Below are 14,195 nucleotides of genomic sequence, written 5' to 3' on the forward strand. Positions count from 1 at the left end.
GGCGGGAAAAACCCTGAAAAATCACGGAACTTTTGCGGCTGTAATCTGTTTTGTTCGCGCACTTCGTAAAAGCAGATGGGGTTACCACCAATGACGCAGATCCGTGAACCGGAGCGGCGGGCCAAAGTCCTGCGCGGCCGTCCTTACAGCCTTGATGAATTCGCCTCCAAATATGGCCTGCGCAGCGACCAGGCCGAGAGTCTGTTTACCCGTTTCGGGCCTTCCTCGATCGAACTCGATTTGCTGATGGCAGCCAAGCGCCGCGCGCCTGTTCTGCCGGACAGAATTGCCGAATAACGCCTTTCACGAACGGAATCGATAGATGAGCGACAGACGCCATGAGTGGATCAGCAAACGGGCCTATGCGATCTGGGAAGAACAGGGCCGCCCTGACGGCCGGGACAGCGAACATTGGCGCCAGGCAGTCGCCGAGCGGGACGCGCTGGAACGCACGCAGGCCTCCGTCGACGGACGTGAAGTGCTGGTGAAGTTCCGCCCGAAGCCGCAACGGCCGGAACTGCCGCGCGCCGGCTGGCTCACTCCGCCCGCCAAGGCCGGTTAATCCAGGACGCCGGTGGCCGGCCTCGTCCTTCGAGGCCCCTGCGGGGCGCCTTAGGATGAGGGCGGAGAGAAGGTGCGGCTTGCCTCACCGGAGAACGGAGGGAGGGCGCAGCCTGCCTCCCTGGCGGCGGGAGCACCCTGCCGCGCGATTGCCCCGCTCGCTCCCCGTGCTAGCCTGCCGCCATGGAAGTCACCGTCTATATCCTCCGCTACAGCGACGGCTCCTATTATACCGGGCTGACCAAGCAAGAGATCGAGGCACGTGTGTGGGAGCACAATGCCGCGACCTATGACGGCTACACTGCCAAACGCCTTCCGGTCGAACTTGTCTTTACCGAAACCTACGACCGCATCATATGCCATCACCCGCGAGCGGCAGATCAAAGGCTGGTCGCGCCGCAAAAAGGAGGCGTTGATCGCCTTGGACTACGGGGCGCTGCCAGATTTGTCCAAACGGGGGTCGGTTAAGGCCAGGTAAGCCCCGGTGGCCGAGCTCGTCCTTCGAGGCCCCTGCGGGGCACCTCAGAGAGGGTGAGGCCTGGTTCGACGGAAGACGGAACGGCGCCTAAAGACGGGGAGCGTCGATAATGGCACAGCCCAACCCTCTTCCCGAACGCCGCTGTTTCCGCTTGAAACACTTCGTCAAGCATATTGGCACAAATCCATGGAGTACGGGTTTTTCTTTCACCCACCCGCGACATTGCCGCTCGACACTCTTCTCGCAAAATCGGAAACGGAACAGGGATAGAAAAGTGCGCATGCGCGAAGCGTGATTCCATCCGGCCGCGGCGCTGATTGCTGCCCGGCCGGGCCTCTCATGTCGGGGAAAGCCTTACACCGCCCGCCGGGGCGGGCCATGTCAGAAAGCGTTGTTTTCCTGGCAAAGCGCCCGGTGGACCTCGGTCCAGAACAGCGCCAAAGGGGTGTCGCCGTTGCGTTCGGCAACAAGGGCGCGGATCAACGCTTCGGAACCTGCCATGTCCTGCCAGCTGGATTTCAGGCCTTTGGCGGCCTGTCGGCATTCGGCAATCTCGAACGGTCTCTTGCTGTCCATATGAGGTCTCCTCATGAAAGGCGCTAGCAGGCGGCGGCCGGATTGTCATTCCCCGCATATGTGGGGATGCCTTGTATTTATGACGGTCCTCGCGGTAAGATTGAGAGAACTGGGACAATGGAAATGACCGAGAATACCTACAGCGACAAGTTCGAACCCGCTTTCGAACAGATCAGGGCTGCAACCAATGTGGATGCCGCCATCCGTATTCTCCAGGCAGAATATGGTCTCGATTTCGTGACCTACCATCTCGCCCAGACGATCGCGAGCAAGATCGATTCCCCCTTCGTGCGCACCACCTATCCGGATGCCTGGGTCTCCCGCTACCTCTTGAACAGCTATGTGAAAGTCGATCCGATCGTAAAGCAGGGCTTCGAGCGCCAACTGCCCTTCGACTGGAGCGAGGTCGAGCCGACCCCGGAAGCCTATGCCATGCTGGTCGACGCCCAGAAACACGGCATCGGCGGCAACGGCTATTCCATTCCCGTCGCCGACAAGGCGCAACGCCGCGCGCTCTTGTCGCTGAACGCCCGCATCCCGGTCGAGGAATGGGCCGAGCTTGTGCGCCGCTGCCGCAACGAATGGATCGAGATCGCCCATCTGATCCACCGCAAGGCCGTCTATGAACTGCATGGCGAGCATGATCCGGTGCCGACATTGTCGCCGCGCGAGATCGAGTGCCTGCACTGGACCGCGCTCGGCAAGGATTACAAGGATATCTCGGTGATATTGGGCATATCCGAGCACACGACGCGCGATTACCTGAAAACCGCCCGCTTCAAGCTCGGCTGCGCCACGATTTCGGCCGCCGCCTCGCGGGCGGTGCAGCTGCGCATCATCAATCCCTGAGAATCGAAATCGATTTTCCGAAGTTACGACGTGTCACTTCAAATGCCGGAGGATCGCGATCTTCCGGCCGCGCCTCGTTTTCGCCGGTCGTGACCCAAGCCTCATACTTTTGGGCTAATCCCCCCATCTGAGGGGGCCCATCTGAGGGAATTTCCGATCCGGCACGCCTGAACCATTCTGCTCTCCACGAACTGCAAACGCTGGAGGGCAAAATGTTCGTTATCATTCAGGCACACGAGTATCAGAAATACGCCGCCGTACTCGAGCAGATGTTCCGCCTGCGCAAGAAGGTCTTCGCCGACCAGCTCGGCTGGGACGTTCCCGTCATCGGGCCCTACGAACGCGACAGCTACGATTCGCTTTCTCCGGCCTACCTCGTCTGGTGCAACGACAGCCGCACGCGCCTTTATGGCGGCATGCGCCTGATGCCGACGACCGGTCCGACGCTTCTCTACGACGTCTTCCGTGAGACCTTTCCGGCCGCCGCCGATCTCGTCGCTCCGGGTATCTGGGAAGGCACGCGCATGTGCATCGACGAAGAGGCGATCGCCAGGGATTTCCCCAACATCGATGCCGGCCGCGCCTTCTCGATGATGCTGCTGGCGCTCTGCGAATGCGCGCTCGACCACGGCATCCACACGATGATTTCCAACTACGAACCCTATCTCAAGCGTGTCTACAAACGCGCAGGCGCCGAAGTGGAAGAACTCGGCCGGGCAGACGGCTACGGCAAGTATCCCGTCTGCTGCGGCGCCTTCGAAGTATCTGACCGCGTGCTGCGCAAGATGCGCGCCGCCCTCGGCCTGACCCTACCCCTTTATGTCAGACATGTTCCGGCCCGCTCGGTCGTGACGCAATTCCTGGAGATGGCAGCATGAAACGCCTCGTTGAAACCGCAACACCGAAAGACATCTCCGCGCTGGAGCGCCATGTCCTCGCATCCCGCGACATCGCCACGCAGATAGGGGATCCCTTCCTCTCCTATCTGCTTTCGATGGCGCTGTTCACAATCTACGAAAAGAAGGCTCAGCATGAGAATGAGGCGCTGAAGAGCAGCTTCGGCTGAGGGCGCGGGTCCCCTCCGCCGCGCCTGAAGAGGGGCACGCCTCGCAGCGCCTCGCGCGCAGCCGCAAAACCTGTCCCCGTTTTGCGGCTGCGCGCCCCCCGGTCACCTCGGGTCGTCAACGCCTCAAGGACGTCAAGCCATCAGGGAATCGATCGTTGAAATCAGCGTATCGTGCAGATAGGGCTTGGGCAGGAAGGCGGTATTGGCAGGCAGGGCCATCGGATCGAGCCGCACCATGCCCGAGGTGATGATGATGCCGATATTCGGCCGCATCGCCCTCACCCGCTTGGCAAGCTGGATGCCATCCATCGATCCGGCCATGTTGACGTCGGTGAAAAGGATATCGACATCCTGCCGACCCTTCAGCACCACCAGCGCCTCATCCGCACTCGCCGCCTCCAACGCCACATGGCCGACATCCTCCAGCACATCGAGGATATTGAACCGGATCAGCGGCTCATCCTCCACGATGAGCACCACGGCACTGCTCGAAGCCACCATCTGCAATCGCCCTTTTGAGCGGAATATGATTCGAATAAGTGTTTCCGCTGTGCGAAGGTTCCAGTGCCTCTGCCCATGAAATATGCATCATCCACAGATGTTGCCCTGCCCGCTTGTGGCTCCCTGCAATTTGGGCTAGAGCGAACCAATGTCGTGGGAACCATTGCCCCGGCATCCAGGTGCCGGCCTCCGGCATCACGGCGTCGGACATCCGACGCGGAGGGCCTGTAGCTCAATGGTTAGAGCCGGCGGCTCATAACCGCTTGGTTGGGGGTTCGAGTCCCTCCGGGCCCACCATTCTTATTCTTCGACGTTGATTTTCCATGTTTTTCTCCGCGATTTGTCTCACGCTCCTTTTCCGGGCGTGAAAATGAGACACTTTCGGGTTTTCGGTAATCAGCTAGACGGGCAAAAGCATTGCTCGCCATCCTTCGTTTTTGAGCCTTACGGATGTAGGTCTCCGCGGTTTCCAGCTTCGACCAACCGAAAACAGCGCACATCTCTGGAGCGCTGGCGCCGCTCTCCGCGAAAATGACAGCGGCCGCTTTCCGCAGCCCGTGGGAGGAGCACTGCGGCAGACCTGCAGCGTCACACCATTCGCGCATGCGGTTTCCTAATCCGTTGACGGTGAAAGGGCGGCCGTACTCCGTCACCAGGTAGGTGAAGTCACCAGTTTTGGTTTGCCTCAAAGCATCGATTAAATCTGTCGTCATCGGCACTTCGATGACCGTGGGCTTCCGATTCCGATTTTTTCGGGCGGTGAATCGAAGCTGGCCGCCGCTTTCGTGCTGCCGTCCAATATATGCTGCGTCCGATATCCGGGCGCCGACGTTGATCATGATTTCCAAAGCAAGGCGCGCGGTCGTGCCTATAGGATGGTGTGCGCGATACTTGTCGATCTCATCCAACGTCCACGTGTGAAAGCCTTCGGATGCAGCATTCAGTTTCTTTATTCCTACCGCCGGGTTGGCGGCAATCAGCGGCGGCTGCTGCTTCATCGCCCAATTGAAGAGAGCCCTGAGAACCTTCACCAGCTTATCGGCCGCCCCTGGCGTTGCCTTCCGCTTGAGTTGGCTGTTGGCGACATCCTGTTGCCGAAATTTCTTATACGGCAGCGGCCCGGCCGTTGCGCAGAAGCGAGACAGCACGCTGCGCTTATCGCTCTGTGTCATCAATTCTAAGCGCTTGAACTCATTGGACCGATAATACTGATCGACAAGCCAGTCGAAGGTATCCTCGCGCGGCACCTCTTTTTTCGGGGGGGCGGCACCATCCAGCGCTGCGAGCGCCGCCCAATAGGCCTTCATAAACACCTCGGTGATGTTACCCCTGCCGTCGTCAAACTTTTCAAAGATCCGGACCTTTTTCTGGCCTTTCTTGCGCACGTAATAGCGAGGGTTCCCACGGGGATCGGGATCATAAACGCAATACCGGAGCCGGGTCTTGATCACGCGATCACTCCATCAAACGGATTGTTATCGTCTTGGGAGTTGGCGGCACCGCTCTCGACCAAGTCTTGCCATGCTGCGCGTAGTTGTTCCGTATCCCACAGCACCACGCCTTTGATCTTTGTGCCTTTCGGCATCAAACCTTGAGCCACCCAATCGTCGAACAACGATGCCGAGATGCCTATTGAGGCAGCCGCCTCCTGTCGCCGAAGAGCGAAGCAAGGAATTCGTCTACGATCGGCGCCCGCCACGTCAGCGCCTCCGAAGGGAAAGAAGCTTGCTCATTGCCCGAGTTCCCGTCTGCGAACCGCATCAAAACCCAGGCGGCTTAGTTCAACATCCAGGCGGCTTAGAGAGCCATCTGGGCCGAATAAATCATCCGCTATCTTTGTGGCGTTGATGACTACACTGACCGGCGCGTCAGGCGACCATTCTCTAAGTACGGCCGCAGCCGGGCCGAACCGATACTCAGCGTAACGCTGGGGGTCCAATGGACCGCTTTCGACAATTAGATAGTGCGGCTCAGTGACCTGCCCTGCGAGTATACGGTCTGCGCACCATCTGTGAGACTCAGCGACATCGAAAGCTTCCCTCAGATCAAAGCCTACCGTCTTAAGTGCAAGCGCCCAAGCCATGACGAGCACATCTTGTGGGGTATAGCACGCGGCGATACTCGGACCGTCAAGCCCGAAACGACAGATGCCACGGTTTCGCCAAATGCGAATTGCCCCAGGCTCAATTCCTAGAAGCTTGGCCACCTCACCGACTCTAAAACCACGCATAAAACTGCCTTCATGTTATACGCCATGTTTAGGGAACCATATTATACACGATGTATAAGTCAAGGCAAAGTTCCGTATATGAGTAGCGGGAAACTGACTGACAAACCGCTGACTCACGGGAAATGCCTTTTAGGTGGCGCGATAATGACACCCAATTCAGCACCATCTCGTCGGCCAATTCACCACGGGGACACCTATTTTCCGGTTGATGAAGCTATTTCGAGTGTCGTTCGCGACAGCTTCAACAGATATAACTCCTCAATCGACGTTCGGGCGTAGGGTTCGGGGAATGAAGGGGCAGTGGCAAGGAAGGTTCAGTGGATACTCTCACGGCGAACTCACTATCGAGATTGATGAGTACGATGATCACTATGCCGGGCGAGCGTGCGTTTTCGAGGACAATAACGACCATGGCGTTTTCGTAGCCACGTTTCGCACCGCGGATAAAGGAGATCATCATCGCCTCACCGCCCGGATAGAAATACAACGATATCGCGATGCTGCGGAGATCCCGCGATCTGAGCTGGCTGAAGCATTCCCAAATGTGGTTTTCCCGACGCACGCCGAGATCGATCTGAAAGTGTTGCGGAAGGGCCTCCGCGCTACAGCGACAACGCATCACGACACACAGACGCTCGGCCTAATAACGTCCATGATGACCAGAGGGTCGGCCGAAAAAAGAAGTAAGCTTATCCCGGACAAGAAGGTTAGATCTTGGGAGAAATTCAAGCAGATGGTCGGTGGGATGGAGCGCGATAGATTTATCTTTCGCGGCCAGCCTGTTGTAAATCGCCTGAGAACCTCGTTTCATCGCACTAACCGGCGTGATCTACATCGTTTCCAGGCGTTCGATATTCCCCAACTGCACGGCATTGTGACTTCTAAGACTCGCCACTATTTCGACCTTCAAAACAATATTCAGAACGCCGCCTTTTGGAATCTGCTTCAGCATCACGGTTATCCAACGCCTCTATTGGATTGGACAAACTCGCCGTATGTGGCTGCTTACTTCGCGTTTCGCGAAAAAATGCAAACAGCACCGGAACCCGGTAGAAAAATTAGGATATTCATGTTCGATCGTGCGGCATGGCTAACCGATTTCCGTCAAGTTTATTCAATCGTGAACGTTAAACCGCATTTTTCGCTTTTGTATCCTGTGGCATTAGAAAACCCTCGTGCACTGCCGCAGCAAGCAGTTTGCTCAATCACGACCGTTGACGACGTCGAGGACTATCTCGATCAATGTGGGAAAGTTGCCAATAAGACATATCTGCGAGTGTTTGACCTGCCATACTTGGAACGTGGATCGGTATTGTCGGAACTCCGGCTGATGGGCGTGGCAGCCGGTTCCCTTTTTCCAGGCGTCGACGGTGCCTGTGAAGAGATGAAACTCAAAAACTTCCATTCCTGACAGGTATCCGCGATGGCTCGCAATCGACCGGCAGAAGTGACTCAACTTCGACGCCGCCGGATGTGACGCCGTTGGTCATGTCCCACGCCAAAGCATCACGATTTCGATTTCCGCCAGCCAGCCACCCAAGCTTCAAATTCAGAGCAAAACCACCGTTCTCCATACTGAGGGTTGATCTTTGTCTGTGCGTAGTATCGCTGTCCCGGCACGTGAAAGATGCGCTCGCCCGTTTCGATGCTGATATTGCCCTTGATTTTACACGATTGTCCGGAGCCGCCAGAATCGTTCCATGACGCTAGCAAGTCGCTAACGGTCATGCCGCCGGCTGCACCAAACGCGAGCGCGCCGATCACCAACCCCGGAAACTTGAGAAGCACCGATTTCTTCTGCGGATTGCGATAACTGTGACGCATGCCCCATCCCCGCCAGTTCGGCGCGAAGATGGTAACGGAGTTGGCGCACGGCGGATATTTATCAAAAAGGGGTAAAAAGCGACCTTACCAGGGAACCTTTGTCTAATTTGACGACCGGATCGATAGGGCGCTACCCAACTTCGACAACTAAGAGGTTTTTCCATGAGCAAGAAAGCCGTTGGTCAACGAGGTTCCTGGTTCGCCACAGTGGATGGGAAAGAACTGCCATGCGTGCATAAGCACTGGTTGAAATGGCCTCATTACCACGATCCCTTTAAGCCAATAGAGAATGGGCCAAGCCTCGCCAATATTCAGGAATACGTTCAATCAATTCAACATGGGAAAAAAGTGATTCTTACAAACGACACCGTTCATCGCGACTCGCAAGGGATGGTGTCGGGATTCACGCGACAGAGCTATGTCGCAATTTTCGCGGTTGACGACGTCACTTTCGATCCCCGTACTGGGCTCAAGTTCACGATCACCGACAGGTTGTCCGATCTCCAATAGCGGTGGAATCGCCTCGCAACAATTGGCAACAACGGTGGATCGAGCGAGCGCGTGTATGGATCGCTTGGAAACCAGTCAGCGGCGCGACGGCGGAAGACGCCGCGCCGAACTCCCTTGGCACGCACTTAGGCGTGTAACCAGATTTCAGCCGCGCGACGACCAGCTGGCGTCAAGCGATAGCTGAATTCACCGCCAGATCGGATTCGCTCGGCTAAAACTTCGATAGGCTTTTGCTTCCCGGACAAATCCACGGGATCAACCTTTTGCTTTACCTGCCACGACAGGTCGCGGAGTGCTGCAGGGGTCCGGCGGGCACTGACCTCCTTGGTCATTTGTACCTGTTCTGCAGCAGCTTCCACCATTGTTGGATACGCTACCCATTCAAATGCCGGCGCAGCGAACAGCGTCTCAATTATGGAACTCTTGATACCATCCTTGTCGGGATAGGACAGCGCCTCCACGAGCTTCTCGGCAAGGCCGGCGTCCGCAGTGCTCTGCTCACTCTCCTTTTCCTTATAAGGAATGCCATCCCTCATGGCCTCGACAGCTTTAATCGCGACAGCGGCTTCTTCCAAATTATTGACGTGCACTGATATGGGAATCATCATCTCACCCTCTCTAAGCGATGCACACACGCGCTTGTGTGATGCGTGCTAACAATAAGCGACGCATAAGCGACAATCAAGCGAGCTTGAGTAAGCTTTTGTGGCTAATTCGTTTGGATAATTTGACAAGCGCTTGCGCTCTGTAAAACTCAACGCAGGATGGAGGAGCTTTCGTGGTGGTCAAATTCATCGATAGAAAAAACGAGATTAGGGACGCTTTGTTTGAAGTGGCCAAGAACGGTCGGCCAATGACCTACGAGCGCTTCGGAGAAATAGTCGGCATCTGGCGAATGCGCGGGGCGAAGGATTTATTGGATCTTATCGCCAAAGAGGAAAAGGCGAAAAAGGAACCAGACATCACTTACATTCTGCGTAGTGCGACAACTAAGTACCCGTCGCAGATCGGAGGACGGCCGGCAAAGCCGCCAACACCCGAACAGAAGCGACTGGCCAGAGAGGAGATGCAGACAATAATCAACCGGCACTGTCCGGGCGCAGTAAATCCGTATTGATCATCGGTCAGCTCGATCGTGGTCAAAATTATTGCATCTTTCAGAGACCCGCTGGCCAAGGGTAATGGGCTGAGACACCTCTTTTGCCTCATCATACCTATCGGCTCCACCTTACTTCCCTAGCGGTTGGTCGACGGCGAAATTATAATCGCCTTCCTCAATCTTCTGCTGTGCTTCCTTGAAAGCCCACTCCGGCGGGGTGACGCTACTGCTTCTCGCTATGTCCATCCGATCCATCAATTCGGCCAGAGCATCTTCTGCTGCCTGTACGTCGCCCAAGGCTGTGATATTTGCCGTCCGGCGGAAGCGATCCTGTAGGGCTTTGAACTCTGCCGCCAACCGGGAAATTTCATCCACGCTCGTTTCAAACTGTAACGCATCGGCCAAGGCCGGAAATAAGCTGGCTACGAATGTCAGTATGGCAATGATCCAATCCCAACCCTGATCTTGCAGGATTGATAGCGCCGCAATCCCACCGATGACAATCGGCGCGGCAACGAAGAACTGCTTCTGCCGGCGCACGCGGCGAAGCCAAATGTAAAGCGTGGTAGAGGTGTAAAGACAGGATTCCTCCTGCCGCTTGCATTCCGCAATTGTGGCCCTGCGCCGCTGTTCTATAGAACTTGGATCGGGATGTGATGCCCGAATATCTTCTGCCATTCTTCGCCCGCCGAGATCGTGTAATCGTTGTGTTCATCATCACAAGCCCGGATGGCTCGCTCGTGCGCGGTTTGCGCCCTAGATAGCCAAGCATCGCCGAGATTGATCAATGCCAAGGTGCCCGGAATGGTCAAGTTCGCCCATGCCTTGTTGCACAGCCAGGCGAGGAAATCTCGTATAAACCAGTCGTAGTAAAAGTAGTCGTGGTGCCGGTAGAGATAGTTCTGCATGAATTCAGCCACCAACAGTTCGATCTGATAGGATTTCAGTGGCACATTGCAATGGCGCTTCCACGTTTTGAGCATCTGCGCGATCGGGCGGACATTGCCGCTTGAGTTCCGATCCGCCGCATCGATGTAAGCCATTTCGGCTTGCGGATCGACCAACTTCCACCGACCGCCATCATTGGTATCAGGTATATAGAACCGGCCGTGGGCGTCGTAACGGAAGGCTGGCACCACCTCCACGGTGATCGTATTGAAACCAACGATGACAACCTGGCCATCACCACGCATGTTGGTCTGCGAGTAGGTGGTCAACAGATGCCCGCGCACCTCTTGAAGCAATGCGGATTGCTTGTTGCCCTGGTAGGTTTCGATGCGATGGTAAACGTCAACCGGCAGTTCGAAGAAGATATCAACGTCGCTTGGCGGAGCGACGGCGGTTCCCTTCCCCCAGGACCCTACGATGAAACCAAGCGGCTCATCGGTGGAATCTCCAAAGTACGCCCGGTGAAGCGACTCCCGGACGCCAAGTTGTTTAACCAAGCCGTCATCAATCTGGTCCTTGGATAAATTGAGATCTTCATGAAAGCGGCGGAACCGCTGTCGCACCCCTGCCCACATACGAATCACCCTTTGATTGGGCAATATATCGTGACATGCAGTGGTTGCACTTGTGGCAGTGCGCGCTATCCCCAGCAATATTACTCTAGACTAAGCGCGCTCTGACTGCTCGCCGTGAAAGCTCGCGGATAGAACCTCTTGCATTCAACCAAAATGCTAGGGACAGGGAGGCAGTTCTGCCGAACGTGCGAGATTCAGATCACTGAACACGATCAAGAACGACTTCGATCCTCATTGGGCGGCCGTAGATCCGGCTCGCCTCTTCGGCTGCCAGGGCGAGAGCCGTTTCCAGCGTGATCCCTAAGCGGTCGCAAAGTTCGTCAATCGACATGATTTTGCCGTGCGCCCGCTCCTCGGCGATCTTTGCGCCTTCGGCCATAATCTCGTCGTCGGTCAAATGCGAGTAATGTTCCGACATGTCCGCTTCTTTCGATTGAGACCGCACAGAGCGGTCGCTTCAATCCGCCGGCCCTTTCCGGCCTGCACGGCCGGAAAGCCCAAAACCTTCTATTCGCCCTCGTTGAGATAGGCGCCCCGCCAGCCGGTTATGCCGCAGCCAAAATCCAAGATCGCCCGGAATTCGGTTCCGAGCGTGTTCCAGCCTTCGCGCGTTTCCAATTTGGGCTGCTGGACACCGTTCAGGTAGGCAATCTCAAGGAGAGGCGCCTGATCGGGCGATGCGAAGAGCCGCCAGGCCGCATCCTCAAGGCGGGGCTCGACCAGCAGCGTGAGTTTCCCGGAGAAGGGGTTCACCTCTTCGGTGGCCGAGGGCGTGATCGCGGCGATAATTTGCTCGCCCGTCGTTTCGTTATCAGAGCCGACGATGAGGAACTGCGGCTTCAGCGAAAGCGGCGTCTCGTTGTCGAGCCCCTTTTGATCGCGCAGCGCCTTGCGGCCAGCGCTGACGCTGCTGATCGTCAGCGCGGATGGCGTAACCGCTTTGTTTCCGCGTGCATTTGCGAAGAGCGTGACGCCGTCATCGAGCAGCGGCCCGAGGCCGTTGTTGTCGAGCAGAAGGTCGGCAATCAAATCCGCCTCCGTTTGAGCGGCGGCTTGGCCGAACGCCCGGAGCGTGTCGGAGAAGGCGTCTAGATCATCATTGATGAGCGCTTCCCGCGAGATGCCGAACATTTTCGCATATGTCTTGACGCGATAGGTTTCTTTCGCCTCCGAGCGCGAGCCGTAGGTGATTTCGGCGCCTTCAAGCACCTCTTCGAGCCTCGGCATTTCCGACATTCGGCCGATGGTCATGGCTTTGAAATTGGCGGCGTTGCGGACACGTGCCAATTGCTTCAGCGGGGTCTCGGCGGCGCGATAGGCATCGAGCAGGAAGCGGTTTGCGGCGTTGCCGGTGACAAAGGGAAAGTCCGACGTGCTGTGTGTCGACCCGCTGCTCATGATCTGCGTTGCAAGCCGATCGCGATTTCGCGAAATGATCCGCTCGCCGCGCGCCTCCAGCAGAGCCGCCCCCATGTCAAGAAGGCTGCGGCCCTGCCATTCGGAAGCGCGGCCCTGGGCAGGCTTGCCGGCGATCCGGGCATAAAGCGCATCCTCGATGTCGCGGGCAACCATCATCGAGCCGTAGCTGTCGTCAAAATGACATGGCGACACGCGCCCGCCCATCGGATCTTGATCGGCAAGATGATTGATAATCATCTTCTGCGCTTTGGCAAAGTCGCCCTTCGCGTCAATAACGATCTTGTTTGCCTCCGCAAGCGTCATCTTCGCGGTGGTGCAAAGTTGGTAGATGCGGGAATTGACGTCCTGCATCTTGGCGGCCGCCAGGTCGTCGGCCGCATCCATGTTCGGTTCGGTCATGGTCACTTCCTTTCGTTTGTGCGAAGCGGCCGCAACAGCCACCATGGGAAGACCCATTGCCTTCCGCTCTCCTGCCAGCCTCTTCAGGCGATCCGGCGCTTTCGCGTAGCTGCGATAGTCGAAGGCCGCATCGGCCGTCGGCGCGGACGGTGCCTGTTCGGAAACGGAGGTGGCGAAGCCATTGGCCAGCGCCTCCTGCGGCGCCATCCAGGTTTCATCCTTCATCATCTGCCGGATTTCCTTTTCGGAGAGGCCCGTGCGGTCGGCATAGACCTGCGCAAAAACACCGGTCATCGTGTCGAGAACGCCGGCGGTGCGCCGGTGATCATCGGCCGGGCCGAGGGTCATTCCGGACGGCTCATGGATCATCAACAGCGTGCCGAGAGACATTTCGATTTCGTCGCCGGCCATGGCGATCAAAGAAGCCGCCGAGGCGGCGATCGCGTCGATCTTCACGATCACCCGGCCGTCGTGGCGCTTCAGAGCGTTGTGGATCGCGGAGCCCTCCATGGCGATGCCACCACCGGAGTTGAGACGCACGACGATGTCGCCGGAAAGCTCGGCCAAAGCCTCGACCACCTGCGAGCTGGTGAAGCCGCTTTCATCCCAGAAATCCGTGAAGCCAACCGGCCCGTAAAGCATCAGCTCGCCGTCTACGATCAGTTTTGACATGCCTGCCTCAATTCGGTTGTCTTGAGGATTGTTCGAAAGCGTGGCCACGAAAAGCCCTATCTTGTGGCCAGAATTTTTCTGATCCGCCGGGCCGCAAGCGCATGATCGACGCGGGTGAGGATGAGCCAGAGCGCCGCACGCAGGTCGCCGGCTTTGTAGGGACAGTTTTGCTTCTGCTGATCGATGCGCCAGGCGGAAGCTTGATAGCGTAGAAGCGCTGCCGCCAGCTCTTTGGCCTGCTGCGTCGGTTTCAGTGCCGGAAAGAATTTCTCTGCGGCTTCCCGAATGGCGGCGTTGCGTGCGTCAAACACTGATGCCCCGCGCCAGCGCTTTCCGCGTGTCACTTTCAGATCGAGCGCTGCGGCGACGTCATCCGTTTCGCCCGAAACGAACCGGTTTAAGCGGGCGGCTATGTTGCGCGCCCAAGACTCCTGCACTCGGTCGAGGTGCTCAACTAGGTTGATGACGTCGTCCATCGGGCTCGAAAC

The 14,195-nt window shown here is 57.2% G+C and carries 19 protein-coding genes, 1 tRNA gene and 2 pseudogenes; 10 read left to right on the forward strand and 12 right to left on the reverse strand.

Annotation, left to right across the window (positions count from 1 at the left end; genetic code table 11):
• Window positions 1-90 precede the first annotated feature (90 nt).
• From AC13QO_RS20725 to AC13QO_RS20735, 3 genes and pseudogenes are all read left to right on the forward strand, one after another.
• Window positions 91-297 (forward strand): hypothetical protein, encoded by a 207-nt coding sequence (locus tag AC13QO_RS20725; RefSeq protein WP_085778840.1) that lies wholly within the window; start codon window positions 91-93, stop codon window positions 295-297.
• Between the two features lie 25 nt (window positions 298-322).
• A complete protein-coding gene (locus AC13QO_RS20730; RefSeq protein WP_488541668.1) occupies window positions 323-562 on the forward strand; it encodes a DUF2934 domain-containing protein in 240 nt (79 codons plus the stop codon).
• A gap of 182 nt (window positions 563-744) precedes the next feature.
• A pseudogene (locus AC13QO_RS20735) lies at window positions 745-1,039 on the forward strand (GIY-YIG nuclease family protein).
• Between the two features lie 381 nt (window positions 1,040-1,420).
• On the opposite strand, the gene AC13QO_RS20740 reads toward AC13QO_RS20735, so the two are convergent.
• Entirely contained in the window at window positions 1,421-1,615 is a 195-nt protein-coding gene (locus tag AC13QO_RS20740) for a hypothetical protein (RefSeq protein ID WP_020921837.1), read from the reverse strand.
• Between the two features lie 123 nt (window positions 1,616-1,738).
• On the opposite strand from AC13QO_RS20740, the gene AC13QO_RS20745 reads away from it, so the two are divergent.
• From AC13QO_RS20745 to AC13QO_RS20755, 3 genes are all read left to right on the forward strand, one after another.
• A complete protein-coding gene (locus AC13QO_RS20745) occupies window positions 1,739-2,464 on the forward strand; it encodes a LuxR family transcriptional regulator (protein ID WP_085780132.1) in 726 nt (241 codons plus the stop codon).
• 212 nt (window positions 2,465-2,676) lie between these two features.
• Complete coding sequence (locus AC13QO_RS20750; protein WP_085778842.1) at window positions 2,677-3,342, forward strand: acyl-homoserine-lactone synthase; 666 nt, start codon at window positions 2,677-2,679, stop codon at window positions 3,340-3,342.
• Entirely contained in the window at window positions 3,339-3,530 is a 192-nt protein-coding gene (locus AC13QO_RS20755; RefSeq protein WP_020921840.1) for a hypothetical protein, read from the forward strand. The genes AC13QO_RS20750 and AC13QO_RS20755 overlap by 4 nt, the downstream gene beginning before the upstream one ends.
• Before the next feature lie 132 nt (window positions 3,531-3,662).
• Here the strand turns inward: AC13QO_RS20755 and AC13QO_RS20760 are convergent, their stop codons facing one another.
• Complete coding sequence (locus AC13QO_RS20760) at window positions 3,663-4,031, reverse strand: response regulator (RefSeq protein WP_285191507.1); 369 nt, start codon at window positions 4,029-4,031, stop codon at window positions 3,663-3,665.
• Between the two features lie 221 nt (window positions 4,032-4,252).
• Between AC13QO_RS20760 and AC13QO_RS20765 the strand changes: the two genes are divergently transcribed.
• Window positions 4,253-4,328, forward strand: a tRNA-Ile gene (locus AC13QO_RS20765).
• Window positions 4,329-4,477: 149 nt separating this feature from the next.
• Here AC13QO_RS20765 and AC13QO_RS20770 read toward each other — a convergent pair.
• The 3 genes and pseudogenes from AC13QO_RS20770 to AC13QO_RS20780 form a co-directional block, all read right to left on the reverse strand.
• Window positions 4,478-5,338 (reverse strand): annotated as a pseudogene (locus AC13QO_RS20770) (site-specific integrase); the annotation flags it as partial.
• 140 nt (window positions 5,339-5,478) lie between these two features.
• Window positions 5,479-5,730: a helix-turn-helix transcriptional regulator gene (locus AC13QO_RS20775; RefSeq protein ID WP_488541669.1), complete on the reverse strand. Its 252-nt coding sequence runs from the start codon at window positions 5,728-5,730 to the stop codon at window positions 5,479-5,481.
• Window positions 5,731-5,760: 30 nt separating this feature from the next.
• On the reverse strand, window positions 5,761-6,261 hold the full coding sequence (locus AC13QO_RS20780) for a MerR family transcriptional regulator (protein WP_488541670.1): 501 nt from the start codon (window positions 6,259-6,261) through the stop codon (window positions 5,761-5,763).
• A 289-nt stretch (window positions 6,262-6,550) separates the two neighbouring features.
• On the opposite strand from AC13QO_RS20780, the gene AC13QO_RS20785 reads away from it, so the two are divergent.
• Complete coding sequence (locus tag AC13QO_RS20785) at window positions 6,551-7,672, forward strand: FRG domain-containing protein (protein ID WP_488541671.1); 1,122 nt, start codon at window positions 6,551-6,553, stop codon at window positions 7,670-7,672.
• Between the two features lie 95 nt (window positions 7,673-7,767).
• Here the strand turns inward: AC13QO_RS20785 and AC13QO_RS20790 are convergent, their stop codons facing one another.
• Window positions 7,768-8,085, reverse strand: a complete 318-nt coding sequence (locus tag AC13QO_RS20790) for a sunset domain-containing protein (protein WP_488541672.1) — start codon at window positions 8,083-8,085, stop codon at window positions 7,768-7,770.
• A gap of 162 nt (window positions 8,086-8,247) precedes the next feature.
• On the opposite strand from AC13QO_RS20790, the gene AC13QO_RS20795 reads away from it, so the two are divergent.
• Window positions 8,248-8,595, forward strand: a complete 348-nt coding sequence (locus AC13QO_RS20795) for a hypothetical protein (RefSeq protein WP_488541673.1) — start codon at window positions 8,248-8,250, stop codon at window positions 8,593-8,595.
• A 125-nt stretch (window positions 8,596-8,720) separates the two neighbouring features.
• On the opposite strand, the gene AC13QO_RS20800 is transcribed toward AC13QO_RS20795, so the two are convergent.
• On the reverse strand, window positions 8,721-9,203 hold the full coding sequence (locus tag AC13QO_RS20800) for a hypothetical protein (RefSeq protein ID WP_488541674.1): 483 nt from the start codon (window positions 9,201-9,203) through the stop codon (window positions 8,721-8,723).
• A 170-nt stretch (window positions 9,204-9,373) separates the two neighbouring features.
• On the opposite strand from AC13QO_RS20800, the gene AC13QO_RS20805 reads away from it, so the two are divergent.
• On the forward strand, window positions 9,374-9,712 hold the full coding sequence (locus AC13QO_RS20805) for a hypothetical protein (RefSeq protein WP_488541675.1): 339 nt from the start codon (window positions 9,374-9,376) through the stop codon (window positions 9,710-9,712).
• A 111-nt stretch (window positions 9,713-9,823) separates the two neighbouring features.
• Here AC13QO_RS20805 and AC13QO_RS20810 read toward each other — a convergent pair whose 3' ends face one another.
• The 5 genes from AC13QO_RS20810 to AC13QO_RS20830 all read right to left on the reverse strand — a co-directional run.
• Window positions 9,824-10,372: a hypothetical protein gene (locus AC13QO_RS20810; protein WP_488541676.1), complete on the reverse strand. Its 549-nt coding sequence runs from the start codon at window positions 10,370-10,372 to the stop codon at window positions 9,824-9,826.
• Window positions 10,327-11,217, reverse strand: a complete 891-nt coding sequence (locus AC13QO_RS20815) for an SMODS domain-containing nucleotidyltransferase (RefSeq protein WP_488541677.1) — start codon at window positions 11,215-11,217, stop codon at window positions 10,327-10,329. The genes AC13QO_RS20810 and AC13QO_RS20815 overlap by 46 nt, the downstream gene beginning before the upstream one ends.
• A gap of 199 nt (window positions 11,218-11,416) precedes the next feature.
• Window positions 11,417-11,635: a hypothetical protein gene (locus AC13QO_RS20820; protein ID WP_488541678.1), complete on the reverse strand. Its 219-nt coding sequence runs from the start codon at window positions 11,633-11,635 to the stop codon at window positions 11,417-11,419.
• Between the two features lie 89 nt (window positions 11,636-11,724).
• Window positions 11,725-13,707, reverse strand: coding sequence for a head maturation protease, ClpP-related (locus AC13QO_RS20825; protein ID WP_488541679.1), 1,983 nt, complete (start codon window positions 13,705-13,707; stop codon window positions 11,725-11,727).
• A gap of 56 nt (window positions 13,708-13,763) precedes the next feature.
• Window positions 13,764-14,195, reverse strand: a 432-nt coding sequence (locus tag AC13QO_RS20830) for a hypothetical protein (RefSeq protein WP_488541680.1), incomplete at its 5' end; no start/stop codon positions are given.

Source organism: Rhizobium sp. CNPSo 3670, from assembly GCF_057784555.1.

Bases quoted from the DNA above. Each gene is read 5' to 3' on its own strand.
- AC13QO_RS20725 (WP_085778840.1), top strand. From the start codon at position 91: ATGACGCAGATCCGTGAACCGGAGCGGCGGGCCAAAGTCCTGCGCGGC.
- AC13QO_RS20730 (WP_488541668.1), top strand. From the start codon at position 323: ATGAGCGACAGACGCCATGAGTGGATCAGCAAACGGGCCTATGCGATC.
- AC13QO_RS20740 (WP_020921837.1), bottom strand. From the start codon at position 1,615: ATGGACAGCAAGAGACCGTTCGAGATTGCCGAATGCCGACAGGCCGCC.
- AC13QO_RS20745 (WP_085780132.1), top strand. From the start codon at position 1,739: ATGACCGAGAATACCTACAGCGACAAGTTCGAACCCGCTTTCGAACAG.
- AC13QO_RS20750 (WP_085778842.1), top strand. From the start codon at position 2,677: ATGTTCGTTATCATTCAGGCACACGAGTATCAGAAATACGCCGCCGTA.
- AC13QO_RS20755 (WP_020921840.1), top strand. From the start codon at position 3,339: ATGAAACGCCTCGTTGAAACCGCAACACCGAAAGACATCTCCGCGCTG.
- AC13QO_RS20760 (WP_285191507.1), bottom strand. From the start codon at position 4,031: ATGGTGGCTTCGAGCAGTGCCGTGGTGCTCATCGTGGAGGATGAGCCG.
- AC13QO_RS20780 (WP_488541670.1), bottom strand. From the start codon at position 6,261: ATGCGTGGTTTTAGAGTCGGTGAGGTGGCCAAGCTTCTAGGAATTGAG.
- AC13QO_RS20785 (WP_488541671.1), top strand. From the start codon at position 6,551: ATGAAGGGGCAGTGGCAAGGAAGGTTCAGTGGATACTCTCACGGCGAA.
- AC13QO_RS20790 (WP_488541672.1), bottom strand. From the start codon at position 8,085: ATGCGTCACAGTTATCGCAATCCGCAGAAGAAATCGGTGCTTCTCAAG.
- AC13QO_RS20795 (WP_488541673.1), top strand. From the start codon at position 8,248: ATGAGCAAGAAAGCCGTTGGTCAACGAGGTTCCTGGTTCGCCACAGTG.
- AC13QO_RS20800 (WP_488541674.1), bottom strand. From the start codon at position 9,203: ATGATGATTCCCATATCAGTGCACGTCAATAATTTGGAAGAAGCCGCT.
- AC13QO_RS20810 (WP_488541676.1), bottom strand. From the start codon at position 10,372: ATGGCAGAAGATATTCGGGCATCACATCCCGATCCAAGTTCTATAGAA.
- AC13QO_RS20815 (WP_488541677.1), bottom strand. From the start codon at position 11,217: ATGTGGGCAGGGGTGCGACAGCGGTTCCGCCGCTTTCATGAAGATCTC.
- AC13QO_RS20820 (WP_488541678.1), bottom strand. From the start codon at position 11,635: ATGTCGGAACATTACTCGCATTTGACCGACGACGAGATTATGGCCGAA.
- AC13QO_RS20825 (WP_488541679.1), bottom strand. From the start codon at position 13,707: ATGTCAAAACTGATCGTAGACGGCGAGCTGATGCTTTACGGGCCGGTT.